Below are 26,669 nucleotides of genomic sequence, written 5' to 3' on the forward strand. Positions count from 1 at the left end.
TGGCGAGTCTTTCACGCGCGTGTGCCGTCCGTCACCACTTCAGCGCTCCTGTCCAGCCCCGCGCCCGCACCAGCCGCGCCGCCCGGATGGTGGCCTCGCGGTAGGCGGCGTTCAGGCGGGTGGGGTCGCGGTTCAGCAACTCAGCGTCGAGCCGTGAGTCTGGGACGCCCTCCAATCCCGTCGGGGTGCGCGGGTCCGTCTTGGCCTCGCCGCTGAAGGTGCGGGCCAGCCCTTCGGCCAGCCAGCGCGGGAGTCCGGCCGGCTGGGCCGTATGAAACGCCTCATGCCGGATGGTGGTGGGCAGCAGGCCACGCGCCGCCAGCGCCGAGAGCCGTTGCGTGCGGATCACCGCGCCCCGGGTGGACGCGGCGATGTTCACCGGCTCCCCGGTGCGGGCCGCAAAGTCTGCCGCGTGACCCGCCGCCTCGATCCGCACTTTCGCGGGAGGCGCAAGTCCCAGCGCCTTCAGGTCACGCGCCGCCGTCTCCCACGCTTTATAGACCGCCGCGAGTTGCTGGCGGTCACGCGGGTCCACGTAGGTCACGGTCAGGGGGCCGTACTGGGCCTGGAAGGCGTGGGCGCCAGGAGCCAGCAGCGCGAGCCAGACGAGCGCCGCACCAGCGTGTCGGAGGGACGATCTCCTCATCCCCCGCCCGTCACTGCCCCCGGTCCCGCACGGTGAAGGTCGTCGCCGGGGCGTAGCCCTCCACGTCCGGGTCGTACATCAAGAAGGCGTGGGTGGGCAGCGCGGTGAAGGTGCCGGGGGTCTGGGCGCGCAGCAGGTAGGTCATCTTCTGCTCGCCCTTCAGGTAGTCGGCGTACAGGTCCACCCGGTCATCGAGCAGGTCACGGCCCGCGTACCAGTAGTTCCAGTTGTCCCAGCCGTACTCGTCGGGGTCCTGCAGGCCCGCGATGCTCAGACTGCGTTCGTCCAGCGCCTTCATGCCCGCCGGAATGGGATCGCTGACCACCATGTAGCGGGCGGCCTGACCCACCGGCTGCACGCTGAGGGTGACCAGAATCAGGTCGCCCACCGTGACCGGCTGCATCTGCCCGCCTTTCAGGAGCGGGACGCGCCGGTAGGTATATTTGTTGTTCTTCGCGTCCCACACCGGTTCCAGACGCTGATACTGGCGGCTCATCCTGAATCCTTTGCTGGCGTCGCCCTTCAACTCGGCGGGTTCGCGGCTGTAGTTCAGTTGCGTGCTGAAGGTCAGCCCGGCGGGTGCGCCCGTCATTGTGACCGTGTGCGCTCCGGCTTTTAGCGTGCTGGCATCAATGTTGAGGGTGACTGCCTCCTGTCCGGTCAGCGTGGCCTGCCCAGCGTTCTGGCCGTCCAACAGGACGTCTACGTCCCCGCCCACCGCCTTCGGGGGCTTCAGGACCAGCGCCGCGATGATCACAGTGGTGGTGTCCTGGGTGGACAGCCATTTGGGGCCGCGCCGGTTGGCCAGCAGCCACTGCGAGACGCCGGGAATCAGGGCGCTGTTCGGCTCCAGCGTGGCGACGGCTTCCAGCGCCTTGGCCGTCACCTGAACGCTGTTGTCGTCCCAGTAGTCGTACCAGGAGTCGCCGCCCCCCCGTTTCGGCGTTTCCCAGTGCAGCAGCGCGCCCTCGTTGGTGCCGATCCGTCCGGCCTTGAGGCGGTCCAGCACGTCACGGGCGGCCTGGGTCTGCCCCGTCTTGTTCAGTGCCAGCGCGATTTGGGCCAGCGCGTAGGGTTCCAGATCCTTGCGGCGAGCGAAGGCGGCCAGTTGCGCCTTGTCCACTTTGCCAGCGTCGGCCAGGGCACGGTAGGCGCTGGCCCGCTCGGCCTGCCGGCGCTTCGGATTGGGCACGTTTTTGGCGAGGTACTGCAGCCCGCTGTAGAGCATGTCGTTGTCGACCTTTGCCCCCAGGTGCTTGGCCCGCAACAGGCCCTCCACCACGTAGGCGCTCATTTCCAGGGTGCTGTCGTCGTACTGCCAGAAGTTCCAGCCGCCGTCCTCGTGCTGGAACACTTCCAGCCGCGCCAGCCCCGCACTCACGATGTCGGGCAGATTCTGAGACACGCTCTGCGGCAGGGCCGCGCGGCCCAGGGTTTCCTCGGCCAGCAGCGCAGGCAGGAAACGGCTCATGGTCTGCTCGGTGCAGCCGTAGGGATAGCCCACCAGATACTCCAGCGCGGGCGAGACGGCGGACAGCAGCGACGGCGTGAGGCTCAGGCTGAGGTCCAGCGTTTTCAGGTTGGCGTCCCTGGGAATATTGAGCTTCACGCTGGGGCTGGAGGCGCTGCCCACCGCCGTCTGCGTCACCTCGTATCCCCTGGCCTTGACCGGGAGGGGCAGTTTCAGGGCGTCATTGCCGGAAGCCGTGCGCGCCGTGAAGGTCACGTCCGCTGTGCCGACATTGCCTGCCCGCACCTGCATGTCCGTGCGGACCCGGCCATTGGCGGCCACACGGAGCGGTGCGCCGCCGGGTTTCAGCGCCGCGCCGCCCAGCGGGGTCAGGCCGCTCAGGACCGCGCTGGCCGTGCCCGTCACCGCTGTATTCAGCGTGTTGTTCACGATCCCCGACAGCGTGACCGTGTCGCCGCGCACCAGGAAGGTGGGCAGGCTCAGGCGGGCGATCACGTCCCTGGTGGTCATGGTGGTGGCGGCGCCCTGCCCGAAACGCGGAGTCTTCGTCTGGGCGCGGGCGGTGGTCACCCAGGTGGTCAGGTTGTCGGGGAACTTGACCGTCACCTCGGCGTGGCCCTGCGCGTCGGTCAGCAGGTTGGGCACCCACAGGATGGTGTCCTTGAACTCCTGACGCGGTGTCAATGGATCGGCGCTGGCAGCGTCGGCGGCCCGGCTCTGCTTGTCCTGCGCGAAGGCGGGCGTGGTTTCCATTTGCCTGGGCGCAGAGGCCACGGTCCCCACCTGCGAGAAGTAGAAATTGAGGCTGGAATTGGTGCCCACCGCGTTGCTGCGCGGCGCATCGAACACCTGGGCAATCGGCGTGCTGTTGTCGCGCTGCACCAGATAGATGGCCCCATCCACCACCCCCAGCGCCACCTCGCCGGCCACACCCTGGCCGTCCGCCGTCTGCACGTCCACGCTGAACTTGCCGGTGTCGCCGGGGCCGTAACGGGCCTTTTCCGGCGTGACTTTCACGGTCAGGGCCGCGCCCACGCGGGGCACCTTCACGCGGGCGTCGTTGCTGTAAAACTGGCCGTCGCTGAGGGTGGCCGCCGCGACGTAGATGTTCGGGGCCATGTCCGCCGTGACTGGAAAACGGTAGGTCAGCACCGCGCCTGCGCCGCGCAGGACAGTGGAACTGCGCAGTCTGTCGCCTTCCAGCGTCACCAGCACCGGAGCGCCGGGCCTGGGATTCCCCACCAGCACGGTGGCGGTGTCGCCGGGGGCGTAGCTCTTGCGGTCCAGTTGCACGGTCAGATCGCGGTAGTTCCAGCCGTAGTCCTCGCCGGGTTTGAGGACCCAGACGAAGTTCTCGAAGGTACTCGTGCGGCCCCGCGCGTCCTTCACGGTGGCGCGCACCAGATACCCACCGCCACGTGGGGTGGACAGGGTGGTGCTGGCCGCGCCCGCCGCGTTCGTCTGCACCTGCGAGCGGGCCAGGCGCGTCTCGCTCAGCACCCAGATCTTCTTCTTCCGGTCGTAGTCGTAGCTCTGGCGGATCAGGTCCAGCGTGACCGGGGCGGCGCGGCCCACGTCTTTCAGATCCCGGGTGTCCAGCGACACGCGAATCGGCTTGCCCGCGTCGTACACGTAGCCGTCGGTGCTGGCCTCCACGTTCAAGCTGGCGGGAAAGGCGATCACCTGGGTCTGGGCGCTGACCGTGCGGCGCGATTCGTCCTCCACCGTGGCCTCGATGCGGTAGCTGACCGGCTGGCCGTCCGGGTCACGCGCCAGCGGCAGGGTCAGGTCCAGGTCGCCGCCCGCGTTCAGGCGCGTCTCCTCCTGAATCACCAGATCGGAGCCGTAGTCGCGGCCCTCGTCGCCGGGGGGCAGGTAATCGCTGTCGAAGCCGGGCGGATAATACGGCGCGCGGGTGACGTTGTAATTGACCCTGGCCCCGCTCACGTTGCCCCCGAACAGGTAGCGGGCCGAGATGCGAAGATTGACCTTCTCGCCCTGCACGGCCCGTTTGCGGTCCGGCGCGAGGGTCACGGCGTATTCGGGCTTCTGGTACGCCTCCACCTGAAAGCTGCCGCCGATGTCGCTCTGGCTGTCACCACCGGCCTTGTCGGGCTTCAGTGAAAAATAGTACTCGCCCAGCTTCGCGCCCACCGGCAGGTCCAGCCCGGCGCTGAGCGATCCCAGCGCGTTGGTGGTCAGGGTCTTGCGGTACACCTCGTCGCCGTCGGGAGACTGGATGGTCACGCGCACCGACGTATTCGCCAGCGGCGTCAGTTTGCGCGCCTGACGCAGCACCGCCTTGAACTCCACATGCTGGCCGGGGCGGTAAATCGGGCGGTCCGTGTAGACGTAACCGCGCACCAATGGGGCCGCGTAGCTGTTCCAGTACGCCCCGCTGATGGCCCAGTCGTTGCCGTAGCGGGCCAGGAAGGTCTCCTTGTCCGAATCGGCGTTCGCTTTCCTGGTGAAACGGGCCACGCCATCGGCGCCCGACAACACTGGGGACCCGCCCCCCAGCGCCCACACCCGCGCCGCTCGCGTCTGTCCGCTTTCACGGTCCGCCGCAAACGTCAGCGCCTGCCCCGCGTCGCGCTTGACCACCAGCCCCAGGTTGCTGACCAGCACCACCGCGCCCAGCTTGCCCGTGCCCACCACGTACACGCCGCTGGGCAGCTTTCCAAAGTCCAGGCGCTGATCCCGTTTCTTCAGCGTGATGGTGCGGATCGGCGCGCTGCGGCGCGCGGCACCCAGCCTGGGTTCGTGTGGATCGGGCGAGGCGGCGAACAGGGCCGCCGGGTCCAGCACCCGGCTGAGGGTGAACACCGTTCCGGCGGGCGCATACACTTCCACGCTGACCGGCTGGCTGCTCCTGTAGACCCCGCCATAGATCGAAACCTCGCGCTGAGCCGGGGCCAGCCCCACCAGCAACAAACCCGACAACATCACACCCCGCGTCCAACGTCGCTTCATGTTCGCCCCTTCTTGCCTGTGCTGTGCGTGACCGCAGACCCGTCCTGAGCCGATTGTGTCACTTCTCCCCGTCATCGTGGAAGTCCCGCCCTCTCAGGACGGCCCCGGTTTGCCGACGTCGCCTGAGGGGGTCAGCCTGGAGGGCACGCGCCGTTCCGCCGGTCGGCCCAACCCGGAGGTCGGGCCTCAGCCGGCAGGCTCGATCCGCTCCAGCACGGCCCGCGCGGTCATCTCGTCCACGATCAGTCGGCGCATCAGCTGGCCTTCGAGCGCGGCCTGCAGGGCGGCGGCCTTGCCCAGCCCGCTGACCACGCACAGCGTCTCGGCGGCGGCCCGGATCAGGCTCAGGGGTGGGCCGCTGGCCCGGGCGTTCAGGGACAGGCCCGCGTCGCTGCCGTCGGCGCGGTAGAAGACGGTGCCGATGTCCCCCACCGCGCCCTCGGCATTCAGCGCGGCCAGATCGTCGGCGTCCAGGTAGCCGGCGCTGTAGACGTGGCTGGGAATGGCCGCCGCGTGGCTGCCCACCGAGTAGATCAGCAGATCGGCCCGCGCCTGCAAGTCCAGCACATGCCGGACGCTGCGCTCGCGCCACATGGCCTGCTTGGTGGCCGCGTCGTCGAAGAAGGTGGGCACCGGGAACAGTTGCGCGCCCGCCGTGAAATTGCGCGCAAAACGCAGAATCGTGTCGGTCACGAAGCCGCTCATGAAGTCGGCGGCGCTGGCCGAGCCGTTGAGCTGCACGAAGGTCAGCCCGGGCACAGGCCGGGGCAGCAGCGCGTGACTGATGGCGCTCATGGTGGTGCCCCAGGCCACGCCCACCGTCATGCCGGGCCGCAGCAGCTCGCCCAGCTCGGCGGCGGCGGCGGCGGCGGTGCGCTCCAGCCACACGTCCTCGGCGCTGCCCTGCGGCACACTGACCACCTGCGCCTGCAAGAACGGGTAGCGGGCGTGTAAGCGGGCTTCGAGCCCCTGGGCCTGGCCCTCGGGATCATGAATGCGGATTTCCACCAGCCCCCGGCGGCGGGCATGGGACAGCAGGCGCGAGACCTTGGGCCGCGACAGCCCAAGCTCAGTGGCAATCGTGTTGGTGGTCAGGCCCTGAACGTAATACAGGCGGGCCACCCGGACGGCCTGGATGTCCTGATCGCCCGCAGGCAGATGAAGAGATGCGTCTGAGTCAGCGCTGAGCACGCGTCACTGTACCCCGGAAGCGGTGGCCCACCGACGTCTGCAGCCAACTGTTGGCACACTGAACATGTGTTCAATCATACTTGACATGTGTTCAGCCCTCTGGCAAGCTGATCTCCTCAACGCTCAGGGTTCACACAACGAACGCGCAAGATCGCCCAGCACACGGCTGACGCGGATTGCCGCCGGCTGCCGTGGACCACAGAGGAGGGATATGAAGTTTTCAGCAGCGCAGGAATTCGTCGCGGAACTTGTTGGAACCATGGTGCTGATCCTGCTGGGATGCGGCGTGGTGGCGATGGTGGTGCTGTTCGCCGGCGTGGGCGACGCCGCCATTCCAGGGCAGGTCGTCAACGGCGGGTACACCAACATCACGCTGGGCTGGGGCTTCGCCGTGCTGATGGGCATCCTGATCGCCGGCACCGTGAGCGGCGCGCACCTCAACCCCGCCGTAACCATCGCGCTGGCCGCCACAGGCCGGTTTCCGTGGAAGAAAGTGGCGCATTACATCCTGGGCCAGTTCGTCGGCGCGTTTCTGGGGGCGGCCATCGTCTTCGCGGTGTATCACGCCCGCTGGGTCATCTTCGACCCGGCCTTCGACCACACGGCGGGCGTGTTCGCCACCTTTCCGGGTGTGCCGGGCACCTTCTGGCCCGGCATGATCGACCAGATCGTCGGCACCGCGCTGCTGATGGGCATGATCCTGGCAATCGGCGACAAGCTGAACAACGCGGCAGGGGCCGCCTGGGGCGCGCTGGCCGTGGCGTTCACGGTCATGGCGGTGGGCATCTCCTTCGGGGCCATGCACGGCTACGCGATCAATCCGGCCCGCGATCTGGCGCCGCGCCTGTTCGCGGTGATGGCCGGCTTCAAGAACAACGGCCTGACCGACGGCAGCATGATCTGGATCGTGCCGGTGGTCGGACCGCTGATCGGCGCACTGGTGGGCGCGGTGATCTACGACTTCGCCATCGGCCGACCGCTCGCCAGGGCTGGCGAGGCGACAACTGGCATTCAGGGCACGGACCCCGCCTACAACCTGGACCAGAAAAGCTAACCTCCAGTCAACCGCAGCGCACCTCACCGCATCCACAGCAGCGCGAGCAGTCCCGTCCGGCCATCCTCCGCCCACCCAGCTGAGCCGCACTGTCACCCCGTGACAAAGGAGTCACCCGCATGCCCGACCAATACATTCTGGCGCTCGACCAGGGCACCACCTCCAGCCGCGCCATCGTGTTCGACCACGCCGGAAACATCAAGGCCCAGGCCCAGAAGGAATTCCGCCAGATCTTTCCGCGTCCGGGGCTGGTGGAGCACGACGCCCAGGAAATCTGGAGCACGCAGCTGGGCGTGGCGCAGGAAGCCATCACGCAGGCGCGGCTGCGGGCCAGCGACATCGCGGCCATCGGCATCACCAACCAGCGCGAGACGGTGGTGATCTGGGACCGCCAGAGCGGCAAGCCGATCCACAACGCCATCGTCTGGCAGGACCGGCGCACTGCTGGGCTGTGTGATCAGCTGCGCGCGGCGGGCAAGGAAGAGCTGATTCAGCAGAAGGCGGGCCTGGTCATCGACGCCTACTTCTCCGGCACCAAGGTGAAGTGGTTGCTGGATCACGTGGACGGTGCCCGTGAGCGGGCCGAACGCGGCGAGCTGGCCTTCGGCACGGTGGATTCGTGGCTGGTCTACAACCTGACCGGCGGCGAGTGCCACATCACCGACGCCACCAACGCCTCGCGCACCATGCTGTACAACATCCACACCGGCGACTGGGACGACGAGCTGCTGGCGCTGCTGGATGTGCCGCGCGCCATCCTGCCGGAGGTGCGGGCATCGAGCGAGGTCTACGGCGAGACCGCCGAGGGCCTGCTGGGCAGCCGCATCCGCATTGCCGGCATCGCCGGGGACCAGCAGGCGGCCACCTTCGGGCAGGCCTGCCTGGAGCGCGGCATGGCCAAGAACACCTACGGCACCGGCTGCTTTCTGCTGATGAACACGGCCGGCGAGGCAGTCCCCAGCCAGAACCGCCTGCTGACCACCGTGGCCTGGCAGTTCGACGACACGCGCACCTACGCCCTGGAGGGCGGCGTGTTCGTGGCAGGCGCGGTGGTGCAGTGGCTGCGCGACGGCCTGGGCATCATCCGCAGCAGCAGCGACGTCGAGCGGCTGGCGACCAGCGTGCCGGACAGCGGCGGGGTGTACGTGGTGCCGGCGTTCGTGGGCCTGGGTGCCCCGTACTGGGACAGCTACGCCCGCGGCACCATGGTGGGCCTGACGCGCGGCACCACCGCCGCCCACATTGCCCGCGCCGCGCTGGAGGCCATCGCGTTTCAAAGCGCCGAACTGGTCAGCGCCATGGAAAAGGACAGCGGCGTGACCCTCAAGGAACTGCGCGTGGACGGCGGGGCCAGCACCAACGACCTGATGATGCAGTTCCAGGCCGACGTGCTGGGGGTTCCAGTGGTTCGGCCCAAGATCACCGAAACCACGGCGCTGGGCGCGGCCTACCTGGCGGGTCTGGCGGTGGGCTTCTGGAAAGACCGCCAGGAAATCGCCTCGCAGTGGCAAGAAGACCGCCGCTTCGAGCCGCAGATGAGCGAGGATCAGCGGCGGCAACGCCTGGGCCAGTGGCAGAAGGCCGTTTCACGCTCACGCGACTGGGAGGAAGCCGAGGCCTGAACCCCTGACCGGGGAGACGGCGCACGGACTGCCATTTCCGCCCTGGGTCCTGACCGCCTGTCTGGAGGGTCAGGACCCTCTGCCTGTTCCCCCGCTCCACAGTCAAGATTCATAAACCATTCGTCCCTTGCAGCACAGCGGTACACATGTTCAAATTCTCTGGACGAATGTTCAGCATCATCGGAACCGAAAGGAGAGCGGGCGCCCAAACGTTCTGAACCTCCTTTCGAAAGGAAGCGATATGAAACGTGCAGACATCATTGAAGCGGCCACTGCGCCGCAACCCTGGGACATTCTGGTGATCGGCGGCGGCGCGTCCGGCCTGGGCACCGCCGTGGAGGCGGCCACCCGCGGCTACCGCGTCCTGCTGCTGGAATCCCACGACTACGCCAAGGGAACATCGAGCCGCAGCACCAAGCTGGTCCACGGCGGCGTGCGCTACCTCGCGCAGGGCAACATCTCGCTGGTGCGCGAGGCGCTGCACGAGCGCGGCCTGCTCAAGCGCAACGCGCCGCATCTGGTGCGCGACCAGGGCTTTCTGATCGCCGCGTACAAGTGGTGGTCCGCGCCGTTCTACGGCATCGGTCTGAAAATGTACGACCTGCTGGCGGGGAAGCTCAATCTTCAGGCCAGTCGGTACATCGGGAAGGCCCAGGCCCTGACAAACATTCCCACCCTGAAAAAGGCCGGGCTGGGCGGCGGCATCCTGTATTTCGACGGCCAGTTCGACGACTCCAGGCTGGCGATCACGCTGCTGCGGACGCTGGAGGACCACGGTGGTGTGGCAGTCAATCATGCGCCGGTGACCGGCCTGCTGATGGACGGCGGCAAGGTCGTCGGCGCAACCTGGCGCGACCATGAGACCGGCCAGACCCACGAGGCCCGCGCCAGGGTTGTGGTGAATGCCACCGGCGTGTTCGTGGACGATCTGCGGCGCATGGAAGACCCGAAGGTCAAGCCCATGCTCTCGCCCAGCCAGGGGGTGCACGTGGTGGTGGACCGCCGCTTCCTGCCTGGCGAAAGTGCGCTGATGATTCCGCGCACCGACGACGGGCGGGTGCTGTTTGCCGTTCCGTGGCACGACCACGTGGTGATCGGTACCACCGACACGCCCGTCCCTGACGTGGCCTGGGAGCCGCGCGCCCTGCCCGAGGAAGTGGACTTCATTCTCAAGACGGCGGCGCAGTACCTTTCTCCCGCCCCCACCCGCGCGGACGTGCGCAGCGTCTACGCCGGGCTGCGCCCGCTGGTCAAGGCGGCCGAGGGCACCGATACCAAGGCCCTGTCGCGCGATCACGTCATCCGCATTTCGGCGGGCGGCATGCTCACGCTGACCGGGGGCAAGTGGACCACCTACCGCCGCATGGGCGCCGACGCTGTGACCCGCGCCGCCGAGCTGGCCGGTCTGCCCCGGCGCATGAGCCTGACCGAGGGCCTGAAACTGCACGGGGCCACGGCCGAGGCGCTGGACGAACCCTGGAAGGTCTACGGCACCGACGCCGAACGCATTCAAGCCATGCCCGGCGCGTCGGTGTTGCTGCACCCCGAACTGCCGTATTCGGAGGCCGAGGTGCGCTGGGCCGTTCAGCAGGAGCAGGCCCGCACCGTGGAGGACGTGCTGGCCCGCCGCACCCGCGCCCTGCTGCTGAATGCCCAGGCCAGCGCCGAGGCCGCGCCGCGCGTGGCCGCCCTCATAGCCGAGGAACTGGGGCAGGATGAAGCGTGGCAGGCCGCACAGGTGAAGGCCTATCAGGCGCTGGCGGCGGGGTACAGGCTGCCCGGCGGCGTTCTTCCTGCGGATTCGGAAGGCCGGAAAGAGCTGGAAACCCTCCCGGCCTGAGGTCGCAGTGAGCCGCTGGGAGCACAGGCTCCGGTCGGCCCTGGCCCTTCAATCGTCGGCAGCAGCGCACAGCAAACCAGAGAACCAGGATCGAAGAAGCTTCGGAATTATCGTCTGACAGCGTGTGGATCCGCGCCTCTCCTCATACGAAAGGAACGGGTGGACAGCGCGACGCAAATATGCGTGCCGTCCTCCAAAGACGATGATAATTTGAGAGGCGATGTACGACACTCCACTTTTCGCACTTGTGGGCTTTGCTGTCGCGATAGCAGTGGCTCTTTACTTCACCCGACAAAGTCTATTTTTTCGTGACTACTATAGAAACAGTCCGCCGCTGATTCATAACATAGAGGGCATACGCGGCTATCTCGCGTTTGCTGTTTTCCTTCATCACGCACTAATTACAATTATCTACTTCAGGACCGACAACTGGTCTGACACAAATTCGCGCCTCTATAACCATTTCGGAACTACCAGTGTCGGTATATTTTTTATTATAACCGCTTTTCTATTTTGGGGACAAGCCCTGGATAAACGTGGGCGCTTTAATGTACCGAAATACTTAGAAAGGCGCGTCCTTAGGATCGCGCCCCTCTACCTTTTTGCAACCACAATTGTAATGATCATCACTGCCATTTCAACTGGGTTTACATTGCACGAGCCTGTGCAGAAAGTGGTCTTGGAGATTGCACAGTGGTATGGCCTGGGCGCCCTCAATCGACCTGACATTAATGGCTTTCCATCCTGGCAAGTGGTCTCCGGCGTCTATTGGACCTTAGGGTACGAATGGAAATTCTATCTGGCACTCCCCATTATGATGGTGGTGTTGCGCTACAAAAACGGTGCGTTTATCACTGCCGTAGCTTGCTTATTCGTTCTTTTTGCAGGGGTTCTTGGCGTGCCGATTACCACAGTTATTCCTCTCTTTCTCGGTGGAATGATTTCGGCGACCGTCTGGCGCTCCCGTCAGTTTCAGGAATGGCAGCCTCCTAATTATCTCCCACAAATAATCGCGCTAGTAGCCCTGTCCGCAGAGGGAATCCTGTTTGCATCGGCGTACGGCCCCACCCAGGTCATCCTTCTGACCGTGTTTTTTTTGGCCTTGTTGAAGACCCCTGGCACGTCTGTTCTGGGACGTGTGCTGCGTTGGCCTGCGTCTCAGGCACTTGGTTTGGCGAGCTACAGCATTTATATCCTGCATGGCATTATTCTCTATGTCCTCTCCAGAGCTGTTAACGTAGTAACTCGATTTGATTCGCTTCCCTGGTGGGGCTACTCACTCTGGATTCTTATTCTCGCCGTTATCGTAGTATCTACAAGCCTGACCACATTTCACTATATTGAGTTTCCCTTTTTCAAAAAGGGACGCAAAGTTCTTCTCCAAAAGAATGTATCTGCTCAAGTAGAACCCCTGCAGAAGTGACTCTTAGGCGTGGGCGCGCTGGACGTCAAGGTCTACGGCGAACACTGGCTGTTTCAGTTTGACTACAGAGCGTTACAATGTCCTGGCGTGGCTGCAGTCGGTGGATGGCCTGTCTATTATGCCATTCCGCCCCAATGCCTCCATTGACTTGATCCTCGAGCTGATCGAACGTGGGTTGAAACTCAGGTGTCCCGGTGTCTTGTACACCCAACCGCGCCAGCCCGCTAGACTGCCTCCACCCCAGGAGGTTTCCCCTTGTTTCAGCCCCAATTTGAAGCGATGCCCCAAGCTGAACTGCGCGCCCTGCAACTGGCCCGCCTGCAGGACATGGTGGCCCGGCAGCACGAACACGTTCCCGCCTACCGCGAGAAATTCGGCGCGGCGGGCGTGACGCCAGGCGACCTGAGAACGCTGGACGATCTGGTCCGCTTCCCGTTTACGCGCAAGGTGGACCTGCGCGACAACTATCCACTGGGCCTGTGCGTCGTGCCGCAGGGTAACCTGCGCCGCCTGCACGCCAGCAGTGGCACCGGCGGCAAGCCGACGGTGGTGGGCTACGACGAGCGCGATCTGGAGATTTTCGCCGAGGTGGTGGCCCGCAGCCTGTACGCGGCGGGGGCGCGGCCCGGCATGGTGTTCCACAACGCCTACGGCTACGGCCTGTTTACCGGCGGGCTGGGCCTGGACGGCGGCGCGCGGCGGCTGGGCCTGTGTACCGTTCCCGTCTCGGGCGGCGGCACCGAACGGCAGGTGGGCCTGATCCAAGATCTCGCGCCCGAGGTCATTGCCTGCACGCCCAGTTACGCGCTGGTGCTGGCCGAGGCGTTGGAACGTCAGGGGCTGGGGCCGGGTGACCACTCCCTGAAATACGCCGTGCTGGGCGCCGAACCCTGGGCCGAGAAGACCCGCGCGGAAGTGCAGAAACGCCTGGGCGTGACCGCCACCAATATCTACGGCCTGTCCGAGATGATCGGTCCCGGCGTGAGCAACGAGGACGCCGCCGAGCAGCGCGGCAGTTACATCTGGGAAGACCATTTCTACCCGGAAGTCGTGGACCCGGAGACGGGGAGCGCTGTGCCGGACGGCGAGTGGGGCGTGCTGGTCCTGAGCAGCATCAGCCGCAGCGCGCTGCCGATCCTGCGCTACTGGACGGGGGACATCACCCGCCTGTTGCCCGGCGACAACGCCACCGGACGCACCATGCGCCGCATGGACATCATCCGGGGGCGCAGCGACGATCTGATCATCCTGCGCGGCGTCAACGTCTACCCCACGCAGCTGGAAGCCGTGCTGGTCAGCCTGGGACAGGTCAGCCCGCACTACCACGTCACCCTGACCCGCACCGGGATCATGGACGAATTGACCTTGCAGGTGGAGGCCGACACGGAAGCCGCCTCCCTGCGCGATGAGATCGTGCGCCTGATCAAGACCCAGGTGGGCGTGACCGTGCGCTGCGAGCTGTGCGTGCCGGGCAGTCTGGCGCGCAGCGAGGGCGGCAAGCTGCGGCGCGTGACCGACCTGCGCGGCGAGCGGTAGACGCGCCTTGGGCCGTCCGCTGATCCGTCCGGTGCGGCCCGCCGATGAAACGCGGCTGGGCGAGATTGCGTACCGGACTGGATTTTTCGGAGAAAGCGCCGGACTCTATTTCCCGGACGCGCAGCTGTTCGCCGACCTGTGGATGCGGGCCTACTTCCGCCTGCCGGGCGCGGTGGGGTTCGCAGCTCAGGTGGACGGCGAGGTGATCGGTTACATCGTCGGCGCGGTGGACGAGGCCGCCTACCGGCGGGCCGTTGCGCGGGTGGTGGGCGGCACGGCGCTGCCCGGCCTGCTGACCCGGCGCTACACCCGGCCCTGGGAGGCCCTGCCCTATCTGATCCGCAGCCTGCGTTTTCCCTCACCGCACGCGTCTGAGACGGATTTTCCGGCCCACCTGCACCTGAACCTGCTGCCCCAGTCGCGGGGGCTGGGACTGGGGCGCGGACTGCTGCGGGCGTTTCTGGAGCGGCTCGGAGAGCTGAACGTGCCCGGCGTTCAACTGTCCACCACCGATCAGAACGTCGCGGCGCTGGGGTTGTACGAGGCGGCCGGATTCCGCGTGGCCGCCTCGAAGGAATCTGGGCTGTGGACGCCGTGGCTGGGGCACCCGGCGCGGCAGCTGTGCTTGGTTCGGCGCATCGGCCACTGACCGCGCTACACCTGCAGGTCCACCCTCCGCACGGCTGTGCCGTCAAAACGCTCCATCCCCAGCGGCGAGACATCGATAAACGGGGTCTCGCCCACCGCAATCTGGGCCATCACGCGGCCTGTGGCGGCGGCCTGCATCACGCCGTGGCCGGAGAAGCCGCAGGCGTTGAGCCAGCCGTCCACGCCCGGCATGCGGCCCACCACCGGAAAGCCGTCCGGGGTCAGTTCGTAGTAGCCCCACCAGCTGGCGTTGCGGTCCAGCGAGGCCGCTTCCAGCCACGGCCAGCGCGTCAGTGCCAGTTCCAGGGTGGGGTCCAGCCAGTCCCAGTTCAGGCCCTCCCGCCAGCCGGTGTCCAGCGGGTCCGCCCGGCCAAAGATCAGGCGCTCGCCTTCCGAGCGCAGGTAGACGCCGCTGCCCAGGTCAAAGGTCATCGGCACGGGGCGCGGCAGCGTCAGCGGACCGGTGCAGAAGACCATGCGGCGGGCCGGCTGAACGGGAATGTCCAGGCCAGCCAGCCGCCCCACCTCACCGGACCACGCGCCAGCGGCATTGAGAAGTTGCGGGGCTTCAAAGGTTCCGCCCGGTGTCTGGACGTGCCAGACTTCACCCACCCGCTCAAGACCTGTCACGGGGGTGTCCAGCAGCACCCGCGCCCCGACCTCGCGCGCCAGCCGCACGTATTCGTGGTTGAGGCTGTGGGCGTCCACCTTGCCGTCGGTGGGACAGTAGCTGCAGCCGCCCAGGCCCGCCGTGTCGAAGGTGGCGTACCGCTGCGCCTCGTCGGGGGTCAGGGCCTCGGAAGGAATGCCCAGACGCTGTTGCAGGGTTACGGCCTCGCGGTGCTCGGGCCAGCCTGCCTCGGGGATCAGCATCAGGTAGCCCTCGGCGCGGTATCCGGACCCCGGCATGGCGGCGTACTCCGCGATGCTCTCGCGCGACAGCAGTATGTTGGTTTCGTTGTGGAACTGCGCCCGGACGCCCGCCACGCTGCGGCCGGTGGAACCGCTGGCCGGGCGGTCTTTGTCCAGCACCACCACCTTCAGGCCGCGTTGCGCCAGTCGGTAGGCACTGGCCGCGCCGATGATCCCAGCGCCGATCACCACGATGTCGGCGCTGTGCGGGCTGAAGAGGGGCGCGCTCACGCCAGATCCGCCTCGATCACCGGAAAGCCCTCCACGGGGTACGTGTCCACGTTGGCCGAGCGCTGCTGCGCCAGCACGCCGCCGTCCACGCTGATGAACTGTCCGGTGATGTACGAGGCGTCGTCGGACGCCAGGAACAGCGCCGCCCCGGTCATGTCCTCGGCCACACCATAGCGGCCCAGCGGCACGGTCTTCTCGCGTTCGCGCAGCTGCTCCTCGGTCAGGCCGTAGGTGTTGATGAAGCCCGGCACCACGCCGCAGACGCGAATGCCGTAAGGCGCGAGATCAAGGGCCATCGAGCGGGTCATGGCCTCGATGCCGCCCTTGGTGGCGTCGTAGGCAACGTTGCCCCGGTGGGCGCGGGTGGCCCCGCCGGAAGAGGTGGTCAAGATGACACCCTTACGCCGCCGCGCCATAATCTTTGCTGCCCGCTGGGAACAGAGAAACACGCTCTTGAGGTTGACCTTCTGAATTCGGTCCCACCACGCCTCGTCCGCCTCCAGGAAATGGCAGGTGGTGTCGATTAAAGCGGCGTTGTTGTACAGCACGTCCACGTGGCCGAATTCGCTCTCAGTTTTGCGGAACATGGCGTCCACCGCCGCCGCGTCGGACACGTCGGCGGGCACCGCCAGCGCCGCGCCGCCCGCCGACGTGATCTCGTCCACCACGGCCTGAACCATCTCCGGCTTGATGTCGTTGACGGCCACCCTGGCGCCTTCGGAAGCAAAGCGCAGGGCCACCGCCCGCCCGATGCCACCGCCCGCGCCGGTGATGAGGACAGTTTTTTCGCTGAAGCGTTGTGGGTTCGTCATGTTTGTTCTCCTGTGGGTGTGTTGAGGTCGGGCGGTCAGGTGGCGGCAGAATCAGCCCAGACGGACCAGCGCCGCGCCCAGTCGTCCGGCGTGCCCGAAAGATCAGGCTGAAACGACACGGCCTGACCGGGCCGCAACTGCGCCGCGAGCGGCAGGTCTTCCGGATGAACGATGGCCGGCTTATGGTACCCGCCGATGCGCCCCCGGTCCGCGAGCAGGAGAATCGGTTCCCCGGCGGGCGTGACCTGCACCGCGCCGGGTGGGGTGCCCTCGCTGGTGACCTGCCCGCCCGGAACTTCTGGACCACCCAGGCGCAGGCCCATGCGGTCTGAGCCCATGACGCGGAAAGGCGCGCGGCCCAGCGCTCTCAGGGCTTCGGGCGAGGCCTGTGGGCCGGGCCGCAGGCGCAGGGTGACGTGGTGGGGCAGGCCCAACGGAAGGTTGGCAAAACCGGCAAGGGCCTCCTGCAGGTCCGCCAGGCCCAGCACGTCGCCCGCCCGCAGCGGCCGGCCCACCCGGCCAATCAGGTCCGTGCTGCAACTGCCCAGGAACGGCGTGCCCTCGAAGCCGCCCGCCACCGCCAGATACGCCCGCGCGCCGATCTGGGTGGAGGTGAAGCGCAGGGTCTCCCCCGCCCGCAGCCGAAACCCCTGCTGCATGGGCTGGCCCACGGGTTGCATCCCGAATCCGGCCACGCCCACCACCACGTCCCGCAGGGCGGTCAGCACCGGACCCTTCAGGGTCAGTTCCAGCAGCGGCGCATCCGGTGCGTTGCCCACCAGACCATTGGCGAAGTGGGCCGAGAGCGAGTCCAGCGGGCCGCTGCGGGCCAGCCCCACCGACGCCTGATGCGGGCGGCCCGCGTCCATCAGCAGGTCCAGCAGGCCGGGCTTTTCTACCCGGAACGCGGGCCAGCGCGGTTCGGCGGGCCACGTCTCACGGACAGTGGGCAGGGGCGGCGTCTCCCCCTGCGAGGGCCGGAAGCGCACGCGGTCCCCCGGCGCGATCAGGAATGGCCGCTCACGGTTGGGATCATAGATCGTCGTCAGTGCCGTGCCCAGCAGGTTCCAGCCCCCCGGTGAGGGCAAAGGGTAGACGCAGGTCTGGGCATTGGCGACGGCGACAGCGTTGAACGGAACGGTCGCGCGTGGGGTGGACCGACGCGGCAGCCTCAGGGCTTCAGGCACCTCTCCCAGAAAGGGAAAGCCGGGCGTGAAGCCCACCGCGTAGACGTGATATTCCGAACCCGAGTGAAGGCGAATCACCTCGGCCTCTGTCAGGCCGGTGCGCGCCGCCACGTCGGGCAGGTCCGGGCCGTCGTAGCGCACGGGCAGTTCGGTCAGACGGCCCTGAACCTCCGCCGCGCCGTCAACCCCCCGCAGATGGCGCGTCACCCAGCCACGCACCGCCGCGCCGGACACCAGCGATTCATCGTATTCCACGAACAGGTTGACGTAGCCGGGACCGAGATCCGTGACCCCCGGCAAAAGATCGGCCCGCAGCGCCCGGTGAAAGGCGTGCAGGCGGGCGTTCTGAGTCAGGTCCAGCCCTGCCGAGAACTGGACGTAGAACCCGGTGGGACGGGCAGGCCGCCGCATTCAGACTGGTGCGGCGAAGGTGCGGACCTGCACACCTGCGCCTTCCAGCGCGTCCCTGACGGCGCGGGCAATCTGCACGGCGTTGGGGTTGTCGCCGTGAATACACAGCGAATCCACGTCAAACTCGAAAAAGCCGCCGTCAATCGCCTCGATGCGGCCCTGGGTGGCCATCATCACGGCGCGGCGGGCGGCCTCGGCGGGGTCATGGATGCTGGAGCCGGGCATGGACCGTGGGGCCAGCCGCCCGTCTTGCAGGTAGGCGCGTTCGGGAAAGGTTTCCAGCACCACCGGCACGCCGAGCCGGCGGGCCTCGGTTTCCAGCAGCGTGGCCGGCAGGACCATCAACGGCAGCGCCGGATCGAAGTCGCGGGTGGCCCCGGCAATCGCCGCCGCCGTCGGCGCGTGGGTCCAGGCGCGGGTGGACAGCGCGCCGTGGGCCTTGACGTGTTGCAGGGCCACCCCAGCGGCCCGCGCCATCCCGGCCAGCGCCGAGATCTGGTACAGCGTGTCGGCGTAGACCTGATCGGGGGCCGCCTCCAGAATGCGCCGCCCGAACCCGGGCAGGTCCGGGTAGCTGGGATGCGCGCCGAGGCCCAGCCCGTGCTGCTGCGCCAGCGCCACCGTCCGTTGCATGGTCAGCGGGTCGCCTGCGTGGAAGCCGCAGGCGACGTTCACGCTGCTCAGCAGGGGAAACAGCCTTGCGTCGTCGCCCAGCGTCCAGGCCCCGTAGGACTCGCCTGCGTCGGCGTTCAGGTCGATGGAGGTGCGGGTCATGTGGTCAGGCTAGCGGAAAAGGACAGCGGACGGCGCGTTTACGCCAGTTCCTTGACCCGCACCTTTTCCAGGGCCGCCAGCACGTCCCTCACCAGATCGTCCGGGTCCTCGATGCCCACGCTCATGCGGACCAGCCCAGGGGTCACGCCCTGACGCAGCAGGGTCTCCTCGCCCAGCAGGGCGTGGGTGGTGCTGGCCGGGTGACAGGTCAGGCTTTCCACGTCCCCCAGGCTGACCGCCTGCGTGAACAGTGTCAGGCTGTCCAGAAAGGTCATGGCGGCCTGCTGGCTGCCCAGGTCCAGGCTGATCAGCCCGCCGAAGCCCCGCATCTGCCGCGCGGCGACCTCGTGACCGGGATGGCTCTTGAGGCCGGGGTAGTACAGCGCCTCGATGGCCGGGTGGTCTTCCAGGGCCTCGGCCAGCGCCATCGCCCCGGCGCAGTGGGCCTCCATCCGCAGCGGCAGGGTCTTCATGCCGCGCAGGAACAGGTAGCCCTCGAACGGCCCCAGCGACGCGCCGACGTGCCGCAACCCCACGCCGCGCAACTCCATCATCATGTCTGCCGGGCCGGCCACCACGCCGCCGATGGCGTCGCCATGCCCCCCCAGGTACTTGGTGGCGCTGTGCATCACCAGATCCACGCCGAACTCGATCGGGCGCGTCAGGTAAGGCGTGCTGAAGGTATTGTCGACCACCGTCAGCGCCCCCACCGCTTTCGCGGCCCGCGCCACCCGCGCCAGATCGTAGATGCCCAGACGCGGATTGGTGGGCGTTTCCAGCCAGACCATGCGGGTCTGGGCGCTCAGCTTGCTTTCCAGGTCAGCCTCGTCGTGAGCCTCGTGGACCGCCACGCCGAACTTGCTGGCCACCTCCAGCAGGAAGCCCTCGGTGCCGCCGTACAGCGGGGCCAGGAACACCACCTCGTCGCCGGGTTTCAGCAGGGTCAGGGCAATGGCCGACACCGCGCCCATGCCGCTGGCAAAGGCCACGGCGTCCTCGGCGCCTTCCAGATCGGCCAGCTTCTGCTCGAAGGCGCGCACGGTGGGGTTGGTCACGCGCGAGTAGAAGTAACCGCTCTCCTCACCGGCGAACAGGCGCTGGCCGCGCTCGGCGCTGCCGTAGGCGAAAGTGCTGGTGGCGTAGATGGGCGTGGCGTGCGCCCCCGTGGCGGGGTCGATTCCATGCCCCGCGTGAACGGCGCGCGTGCGAAAGCCGCGTGGGTCTGAATTGGACATGGCCTCATCTTAGGCCAATTGCCCTAACGGGCGTTCGTTAGAGACGGACAGACCAGGACTGCGGCTAAGCTGTGCCCATGCTGCCCACCCTGGCCGAGTTGCTCACCCTCCCGGCCTTTGCGGGCGCGGAGGTCAGGGGCGGTCACGCCCGGCTGGGCCAGCCCGTCACCTGGGTTCATGTCTCCGAGATTCATGACGCGGCCCGTTTTCTCAGCGGCGGCGAACTGCTGCTCAGCACCGGGACACCGCTGGTCGGGGACGGCGCGGAGGTCTACATCCGCTCCCTGGCCGGAGGCGGAGCGCACGGCCTGGTGCTGGAACTGGTGCGCGAGGTGCGCGAAGTGCCCCTGGCCGCGCTGGAGGCGGCACTGGAAGCCGACTTTCCGCTGATCGTCTTCCGGCAGGAGGTGAGCTTCGCCGAACTCACCCGCGCCGCCCACGCCCGGATTCTGAGGCCGCCGCCTGCCGTCGCGCTACCCTCACTGTCACCGGTCACCGACGCCCTGAACGAGACCGGCCGCGCCGCAGCCTTCGTGGCCTCGCACCTGGGCGCGGTGCTCGCGCTGCCGCCGCGCCCGCGTCTGACGCTGCTGGGCACGCTGAGGGCGCTGCTGGCATGCAACTTCAACGTGGCCGAGGCGGCCCGCAGCCTGGGCGTGCGCCGTCAGACGGTGTATTACCGCTTGGAACAGTTGCGCGCCATGCTGGGCGAGTTGGACGATCCGAAGCGGCAACTGGGGCTGCTGCTGGCGCTGGAGTTGTCGCGGGAAGCTGAAACCCGAAAGTAGCCCTGACAGTGCTGCTTTTGGACACCCTGTCTCTTGAGACCAGCCCTGCGAAAGAGGGACAATGGGCGGCAGCATCCTGCTCCACAATTCTCTCGCCCGGAGGTTGTCCCCATGACCAGCACCGAAGAGCGTCCCGCCGTCCATTCTGGCCCCGTCGCGTCGGCCCACGACATCGCGCAGCAGAACCGCGAGTACACCATGTTCTCTTGGTCGGTGCAGGGCGGAGCGCTGCCCCCGGTGATGACCGGCGGCAAGGGCAGCCAGTTCTACGACGGCGACGGTAACGCCTGGCTCGATTTCTCCAGCCAGCTGATCAACCTGAACATCGGCCACCAGCACCCGCGCATGCTGGAAGCGATCAAGAAGCAGGTGGATCAGATGTGCTTCGCCGGGCCGAGTTTTGCCACCGAGCCACGCGGCAAGTTGGGGCAGAAGCTCGCGGAAGTTACCGGGCTGGCCAAAACGTTTTTCACGCTGGGCGGCAGCGAGGCCAACGAGAACGCCATCAAGATCGCCCGCCTCGTCACGGGCCGCGACAAGATCATCACCCGCTACCGCAGCTACCACGGCGCGACGATGGGCAGCATGACTGCGTCCGGCGATCCGCGCCGCTGGCCGGTGGAGCCGGGCGTTCCAGGCGTGGTGCGCGTGTTTGACCCGTACTGCTACCGCTGTCCCTTCGGCAAGACGCCGGACTCGTGTGGGCGCGAATGCGTGTCGCACATCGAGGAGGTGATTCAGATGGAGGGGCCGGACTCCATCGCCGCGATTCTGGTGGAGGGCATCACCGGCAGCAACGGCCTGCTGGTGCCGCCCGACGACTACTACCCCAAACTCCGAGCACTGTGCGACAGGTACGGCATCCTGCTGATCACCGACGAGGTCATGAGCGGTTTCGGGCGCACCGGCAAATGGCTGGCAACGCAGCACTACGGCATCAAACCCGACATCGTGACCTGCGCCAAGGGCCTGACCAGCGGGTACATGCCGCTGGGCGCGGTGATTCTCAGCCAGCCGCTGGCCGATTACTTCGACACCCACATGCTGTGGGGCGGCCTGACTTACAGCGGCCACCCGGTCTGCTGCGCCGCCGCTGTAGAGAATCTGGCCATCTACGAGGACGAGGGCCTGTTCGAGAACGCGCTGGAGTTGGGCGCGTACCTGGGACAACGGCTGGAGGCCATGAAGGTGCGTTACGCCTGCGTGGGCGACGTGCGCTACAAGGGCCTGTTTTCCGTGCTGGAGCTGGTCAGGGACAAGGCGACGAAGGAACCGCTGGCCCCGTTCGGCGGCACCTCGCCGGAGATGGGCCAACTGGCCGCTCACCTGCGAAGCAAGCACGTCTACGCCTACAGCCGCTTCAACTTCCTGTGGGTCTGCCCGCCGCTGGTCATTACGAAAGACGAGCTGGACGCTGGCCTGGACGTGTATGAAGAGGCGCTGGCTTTAGTGGATCAGGCGATTGCGGGCGGGGTGGCGGCGGACTAGGGAAGTTCGCACTGCTCTCTCCCCGCTGCTGAGCGGCGCACCCAGCACCCCCCAAGCCCACGGAGGCAACACCATGACCGCCACCACCGAGAAAATTCAGACCCTCACCCACTGGATCAACAACGCGCCCGCAGAGGGCAAATCGGGCCGCACGGCCTCCGTCTACAACCCGGCCACCGGACAGGTGCAGGCGCAGCTGCCACTGGCCAGCAAGGCCGAGCTTGACGCCGTGGTGCAGATCGCCACCGCCGCCGCCCAGAAGTGGCGCTCCAGTTCCCTGAGTACCCGCTCGGGCGTGATGTTCAGGTTCCGCGAGTTGCTGTCGGCACGGCGTGAGGAACTGGCCCGCATCATCACCCGCGAACACGGCAAGGTGCACAGCGACGCGCTGGGCGAGATTGCGCGTGGGCTGGAGAACGTGGAGTACGCCTGCGGCATCCCGAATCTGCTGCGCGGCGGCTACTCCGAACAGGTCAGCACGGGCGTGGACGTGTACAGCATCCAGCAACCGCTGGGGGTGGTGGCGGGCATTACGCCCTTCAACTTCCCCGCGATGGTGCCGCTGTGGATGCTGGGCAACGCGCTGGCCTGCGGCAATGCCTTTATCCTCAAACCCAGCGAGAAAGATCCATCGGCGGCCAACTTCATGGCCGAATTGCTGAAAGAGGCCGGGCTGCCCGACGGCGTGCTGAGCGTCGTCCACGGTGACAAGGAAGCGGTGGACGCCATTCTGGAACACCCCGGCATCGCCGCCGTGAGCTTCGTGGGCAGCACGCCGATTGCCAGATACATTTACGAGAAGGGCACCGCCGCTGGCAAACGCGTGCAGGCGCTGGGCGGCGCGAAAAACCACATGCTGGTGCTGCCCGACGCCGACATCGGCATGGCCGCCGACGCCGCCGTGTCGGCCGCCTACGGCTCGGCGGGCGAGCGCTGCATGGCGATCAGCGTGGTGGTGGCGGTGGGCGACGCGGGCGACAAACTGATTGACGCCATTGGGGAGCGCCTCCCTGCCCTCAAGATCGGCCCCGGCAACGAGCCCGGCAACGAGATGGGGCCGCTGATCACCCGCGAACACCGAGACCGGGTGGCCGGCTACATCGGCTCCGCACAGGAGCAGGGCGCCAAAGTCGTGGTGGACGGGCGCGAGGCGAAGTTTGAGGGCGACGGCTTCTTCCTGGGCGTCTCGCTGCTGGACAACGTGAAACCCGGCATGGACGCCTACGACGATGAAATTTTCGGGCCAGTGTTGTGCGTGGTGCGCGCCGACACCTACGCGGAAGGCCTGAAGCTGATCAACGACAACGAGTACGGCAACGGCACCGCCATCTTCACCCGCGACGGCGGAGCGGCGCGGCAGTTCCAGTTTGATGTCGAAGTCGGCATGGTGGGCGTGAACGTCCCGATTCCCGTTCCCGTCGCGTACTACAGCTTCGGCGGTTGGAAGGCCAGCCTGTTCGGCGACACCCACATGTACGGCCCGGACGGCATCAAGTTCTTCACCCGCAGCAAGGTGATCACCTCACGCTGGCCCGATCCGGCGAGCAGCCGGGTGGATCTGGGCTTTCCTCAAACCCGCTAGGTGTTTTTCACCAGCAGCCGCGCCTCCACCAGGGCCGACAGCGCCCGCACTGGGGCCTGTGGATCGGTGGCGAAGTAGCGCGGACTGGGGTGTGGGCAGTTCACGGTGGGCAGGGGGCCGGGCAGTGCGGGCGACACGAACCGCCAGCCGCCCTGCGCCTTGGCGCCCACCAGAACCACCACCCGCAAAGCTGGCAGCAGCGTCAGCAGTTCCAGGGTGGCCGGCGTCGCGGCCCGAACCTGCGCCGCCGTGGGCGTGACCACCCCGGCGGCACTGAGTTGCCACGGCACGATGTTCCACAACAGACAGCGCTCCCGGCTGATGCCGGCCAGCTTCAGCAGGCAGCTCAGGTTCTCGGCGGTGCGGTCGGGGTTATCGGGCGAGGCGAATCCCGTCTGCGCGACTTTCGGCCCCGGAGATTCCAGCAGCAGCAGAATCTCGCTGTGGACGCCGCCGCTCCTGGGATCGAAATCGGGCACGTCGAAATAAGCCCCCAGCGCCTCGCTGTGGCGCAGTCTCTCTGCAAAAGCCGTCAGCGGCGCGATGTGGGGTTCCTGCAAGCGGGCGCGGCGGGCGGCCAGCGTTTCGGGATCCGCCAGCGTCCGCGTCTGCATCCTGCCAGTCTAGCTTTGCGGGGGTGGGCTGGCCCTCAGCGTTCCTTCAATACCGGCGCCACCTTTGGGCAAGGGAACAGTGTCAGTCCGCCGCGCTCTCCGCCGATGCTGCGGCCGCGTGCAGCGTGATCGGCGTGCCGTTCACGGCCGCGTTGCCGGTCAGGGCGTCGATCCGTTGGGAGTCGGTCAGGTCGTTGAGACTGACGCCGGCGTGCTGCGAGGCCACCCCCAGGCGAACCCCCGCACGCGAGTGCCCGAAGCCGTGCGGCAGGCTGGCCACGCCTGGCATCAGCGTGTCGGTCAGTTCCAGCGGCACCGTCACCGCACCCACGCGCGAGCGGACCTCCACCGCCTGCCCGTCCACGAATCCGGCGGCGTCGGCAGGGTTGAGTTGCAGCGTGCAGCGCCCCGGCCCGCGCATCAGGCGCGGCGTGTTGTGCATCCAGGAATTGTTGCTGCGAAGCTGCCGCCGCCCGATCAGCACCAGCGGCGGCGGCGGAACGTCCAGCGCCGCCTCCAGCCGGGGCAGGTCCGCCAGCATCGGCGCGGGGGCCAGGTTGACGCGGCCGGAGGCGGTCAGCAGGCGCCCAGGGAAGCACGGTTGCAGGGGGCCGTAATCCACGCCGTGCGGGTTGGCCTTCAGTTCCTCCAGGCTGGTGTTGTAGGGGCCATGCCGTAGCCCCAGGTTCAGCTTCTCTTCCGGCGTGCTGCCGGCCTTGCCGGTCAAACGCTCGGCCAGGCCCATGAAAATCTGGTGGTCGAACCGCTGGTCCTCCGCAATCGGAAAGACCGGCAGCGAGTACCGCGCCGTATTCTGGACCGCCAGCAGGTGGAAGGTGACGTCATAGTGCGCCACCTCCAGTCCGAAGGCCGGCGGCAGGATCACGTGGGCGTGACGGGTGGTCTCGTTCAGGTACGGATCGATGCTGACCATGAATTCCAGCGTGCCGAGCGCGGCGTCCAGGACCGCACCGTCTGCGGTGGACAGCACTGGATTGCCCGCCACCGTGACCAGGGCGCGAATCTGGCCTTCGCCGGGCGTCGTCATTTCCTCGGCCATGACCACGTTGGGCAATTCGCCGTCGAATTCGGGCAGGCCGCGCACGCGCGACGTAAAGCGCCCGTGGTAGGTCGCGCCTTTTTTCGCCCGTTGCAGCAGGTCGTAGGCGGGTTTGGTGAACATCGCACCGCCTTCCGAGTCCAGATGCCCGGTCACGGCGTTCAGGACGTTGACCAGCCACTGCGCCAGCCCGCCGAATTCCTGAATGCTCAGGCCAATGCGCCCGTAGGCCACGGCGCGTTCGGCGACGGCGAAGTCGCGGGCCAGGGTGCGGATGGTCTCGGCGGAAACGCTCGTCAAGCCTTCCACACGTTCTGGCGTGAAGGCGGCCGCCGCGTCCCGCACCGCGTCCAGTCCATCCGTGAAATCGGTCAGATGACCCAGCCGCTCCAGCCCCTCGGCAAAGATGACATTCAGCAGGGCCAGCAGCAGGTGGGCGTCGGTGCCGGGGCGGATAGCGTGGAACTCGGTGGCGTGATCGGCGCTCTCGGTGCGGCGGGGGTCCAGCAGCACCACGCGCCCGCCACGTTCGCGGATGGCCTTCAGGCGGCCCCGCACGTCAGGCGCGGTCATGATGCTGCCGTTGCTGGCCAGGGGGTTGGCGCCCATCATCAGCATGAAGTCGGTGCGGTCAATATCCGGAATGGGCATTAAAAAGGGGTGGCCGAACATCTCCGCGCCCGCAAAGTGGTGCGGCAATTGATCGATGCTGGTGGCCGTGAAGCGGTTGCGGCTGCCGATGGCCCGCACCAGTCCGCCCGCCGAGAGCAGCGTGCCGCTGTTGTGAACACTGGGGTTGCCCTGGAAGGTGGCCACCGCATCCGCGCCGTACTCTTCACGCACCTCTTTCAGCCGCGCCGCCACGTAATCCAGCGCCTCGTCCCAGTCCATCTCGTGCCAGGCGTCGCCGTCACGCCGCATGGGGCGTTTCAAACGGTCCGGGTCCGCGTGCAGGTCCGGCAGCGCCGTCCCCTTGGGGCAGATGTGGCCCTTGCTCAGCGGGTCCAGCGGGTCGCCGCGCAGGTCCGTGACCCGGCCCCCCTGAACGGTGATCTGCAGGCCGCAGATGGCCTCGCACAGGTTGCAGGCACGGAAATACACGCCGTCGACGGGCAGCGGGGCAGCGACATGGGCAGATGCGGGATGGGTCATGGGCGAACCTCCAGAGTTG

Annotated in this window: 19 protein-coding genes; 9 read left to right on the plus strand and 10 right to left on the minus strand. The window is 67.2% G+C overall.

Annotated features, from left to right (window positions below):
* Positions 1-31: 31 nt before the first annotated feature.
* From FHR04_RS00645 to FHR04_RS00655, 3 genes are all read right to left on the minus strand, one after another.
* Complete coding sequence (locus FHR04_RS00645) at positions 32-646, minus strand: hypothetical protein (protein WP_139399908.1); 615 nt, start codon at positions 644-646, stop codon at positions 32-34.
* A 10-nt stretch (positions 647-656) separates the two neighbouring features.
* Positions 657-5,090, minus strand: a complete 4,434-nt coding sequence (locus FHR04_RS00650) for an alpha-2-macroglobulin family protein (RefSeq protein ID WP_170213798.1) — start codon at positions 5,088-5,090, stop codon at positions 657-659.
* 186 nt (positions 5,091-5,276) lie between these two features.
* Complete coding sequence (locus FHR04_RS00655; RefSeq protein WP_139399912.1) at positions 5,277-6,281, minus strand: sugar-binding transcriptional regulator; 1,005 nt, start codon at positions 6,279-6,281, stop codon at positions 5,277-5,279.
* Between the two features lie 211 nt (positions 6,282-6,492).
* On the opposite strand from FHR04_RS00655, the gene FHR04_RS00660 reads away from it, so the two are divergent.
* The 6 genes from FHR04_RS00660 (at position 6,493) to FHR04_RS00685 (ending at position 14,405) form a co-directional block, all read left to right on the plus strand.
* Complete coding sequence (locus tag FHR04_RS00660; protein ID WP_139399914.1) at positions 6,493-7,335, plus strand: MIP/aquaporin family protein; 843 nt, start codon at positions 6,493-6,495, stop codon at positions 7,333-7,335.
* Between the two features lie 119 nt (positions 7,336-7,454).
* A complete protein-coding gene (gene glpK, locus FHR04_RS00665) occupies positions 7,455-8,957 on the plus strand; it encodes a glycerol kinase GlpK (protein WP_139399916.1) in 1,503 nt (500 codons plus the stop codon).
* Between the two features lie 241 nt (positions 8,958-9,198).
* The gene (locus tag FHR04_RS00670; protein ID WP_139399918.1) at positions 9,199-10,797 is read left to right on the plus strand and encodes a glycerol-3-phosphate dehydrogenase/oxidase; all 1,599 of its coding nucleotides are present in this window, start codon (positions 9,199-9,201) and stop codon (positions 10,795-10,797) included.
* A 220-nt stretch (positions 10,798-11,017) separates the two neighbouring features.
* Positions 11,018-12,220, plus strand: coding sequence for an acyltransferase family protein (locus tag FHR04_RS00675; RefSeq protein WP_139399920.1), 1,203 nt, complete (start codon positions 11,018-11,020; stop codon positions 12,218-12,220).
* Between the two features lie 255 nt (positions 12,221-12,475).
* Positions 12,476-13,756, plus strand: coding sequence for an AMP-binding protein (locus FHR04_RS00680; protein WP_139399922.1), 1,281 nt, complete (start codon positions 12,476-12,478; stop codon positions 13,754-13,756).
* 7 nt (positions 13,757-13,763) lie between these two features.
* On the plus strand, positions 13,764-14,405 hold the full coding sequence (locus FHR04_RS00685; RefSeq protein WP_139399924.1) for a GNAT family N-acetyltransferase: 642 nt from the start codon (positions 13,764-13,766) through the stop codon (positions 14,403-14,405).
* A gap of 5 nt (positions 14,406-14,410) precedes the next feature.
* Here FHR04_RS00685 and FHR04_RS00690 read toward each other — a convergent pair whose 3' ends face one another.
* From FHR04_RS00690 to FHR04_RS00710, 5 genes are read right to left on the minus strand one after another with little or no spacing between them, the layout of a single operon-like run.
* Positions 14,411-15,547: an NAD(P)/FAD-dependent oxidoreductase gene (locus FHR04_RS00690; RefSeq protein ID WP_211344159.1), complete on the minus strand. Its 1,137-nt coding sequence runs from the start codon at positions 15,545-15,547 to the stop codon at positions 14,411-14,413.
* Entirely contained in the window at positions 15,544-16,359 is an 816-nt protein-coding gene (locus FHR04_RS00695; RefSeq protein WP_139399925.1) for an SDR family NAD(P)-dependent oxidoreductase, read from the minus strand. The genes FHR04_RS00690 and FHR04_RS00695 overlap by 4 nt, the downstream gene beginning before the upstream one ends.
* Before the next feature lie 35 nt (positions 16,360-16,394).
* Positions 16,395-17,957, minus strand: a complete 1,563-nt coding sequence (pxpB, locus tag FHR04_RS00700) for a 5-oxoprolinase subunit PxpB (protein ID WP_139399927.1) — start codon at positions 17,955-17,957, stop codon at positions 16,395-16,397.
* On the minus strand, positions 17,958-18,731 hold the full coding sequence (locus FHR04_RS00705) for a LamB/YcsF family protein (protein ID WP_139399929.1): 774 nt from the start codon (positions 18,729-18,731) through the stop codon (positions 17,958-17,960). It lies immediately after the preceding gene.
* 38 nt (positions 18,732-18,769) lie between these two features.
* The gene (locus FHR04_RS00710; protein WP_139399931.1) at positions 18,770-19,966 is read right to left on the minus strand and encodes a trans-sulfuration enzyme family protein; all 1,197 of its coding nucleotides are present in this window, start codon (positions 19,964-19,966) and stop codon (positions 18,770-18,772) included.
* 77 nt (positions 19,967-20,043) lie between these two features.
* Here FHR04_RS00710 and FHR04_RS00715 point away from each other — a divergent pair, with 77 nt between their 5' ends.
* From FHR04_RS00715 to FHR04_RS00725, 3 genes are all read left to right on the plus strand, one after another.
* Complete coding sequence (locus FHR04_RS00715) at positions 20,044-20,754, plus strand: PucR family transcriptional regulator (protein WP_139399933.1); 711 nt, start codon at positions 20,044-20,046, stop codon at positions 20,752-20,754.
* A gap of 111 nt (positions 20,755-20,865) precedes the next feature.
* Entirely contained in the window at positions 20,866-22,242 is a 1,377-nt protein-coding gene (locus tag FHR04_RS00720; protein WP_139399935.1) for an aminotransferase class III-fold pyridoxal phosphate-dependent enzyme, read from the plus strand.
* A 73-nt stretch (positions 22,243-22,315) separates the two neighbouring features.
* The gene (locus tag FHR04_RS00725) at positions 22,316-23,824 is read left to right on the plus strand and encodes a CoA-acylating methylmalonate-semialdehyde dehydrogenase (protein WP_139399937.1); all 1,509 of its coding nucleotides are present in this window, start codon (positions 22,316-22,318) and stop codon (positions 23,822-23,824) included.
* Here the strand turns inward: FHR04_RS00725 and FHR04_RS00730 are convergent.
* Both FHR04_RS00730 and FHR04_RS00735 read right to left on the minus strand, forming a co-directional pair.
* The gene (locus FHR04_RS00730) at positions 23,821-24,438 is read right to left on the minus strand and encodes a uracil-DNA glycosylase (RefSeq protein ID WP_139399939.1); all 618 of its coding nucleotides are present in this window, start codon (positions 24,436-24,438) and stop codon (positions 23,821-23,823) included. The genes FHR04_RS00725 and FHR04_RS00730 overlap by 4 nt on opposite strands.
* Before the next feature lie 82 nt (positions 24,439-24,520).
* Positions 24,521-26,650 (minus strand): molybdopterin-dependent oxidoreductase, encoded by a 2,130-nt coding sequence (locus FHR04_RS00735; protein ID WP_139399941.1) that lies wholly within the window; start codon positions 26,648-26,650, stop codon positions 24,521-24,523.
* Positions 26,651-26,669: the final 19 nt, after the last annotated feature.

Origin of the sequence: Deinococcus radiopugnans ATCC 19172, from assembly GCF_006335125.1 — a bacterium.
Classification (GTDB): Bacteria; Deinococcota; Deinococci; order Deinococcales; family Deinococcaceae; genus Deinococcus; species Deinococcus radiopugnans.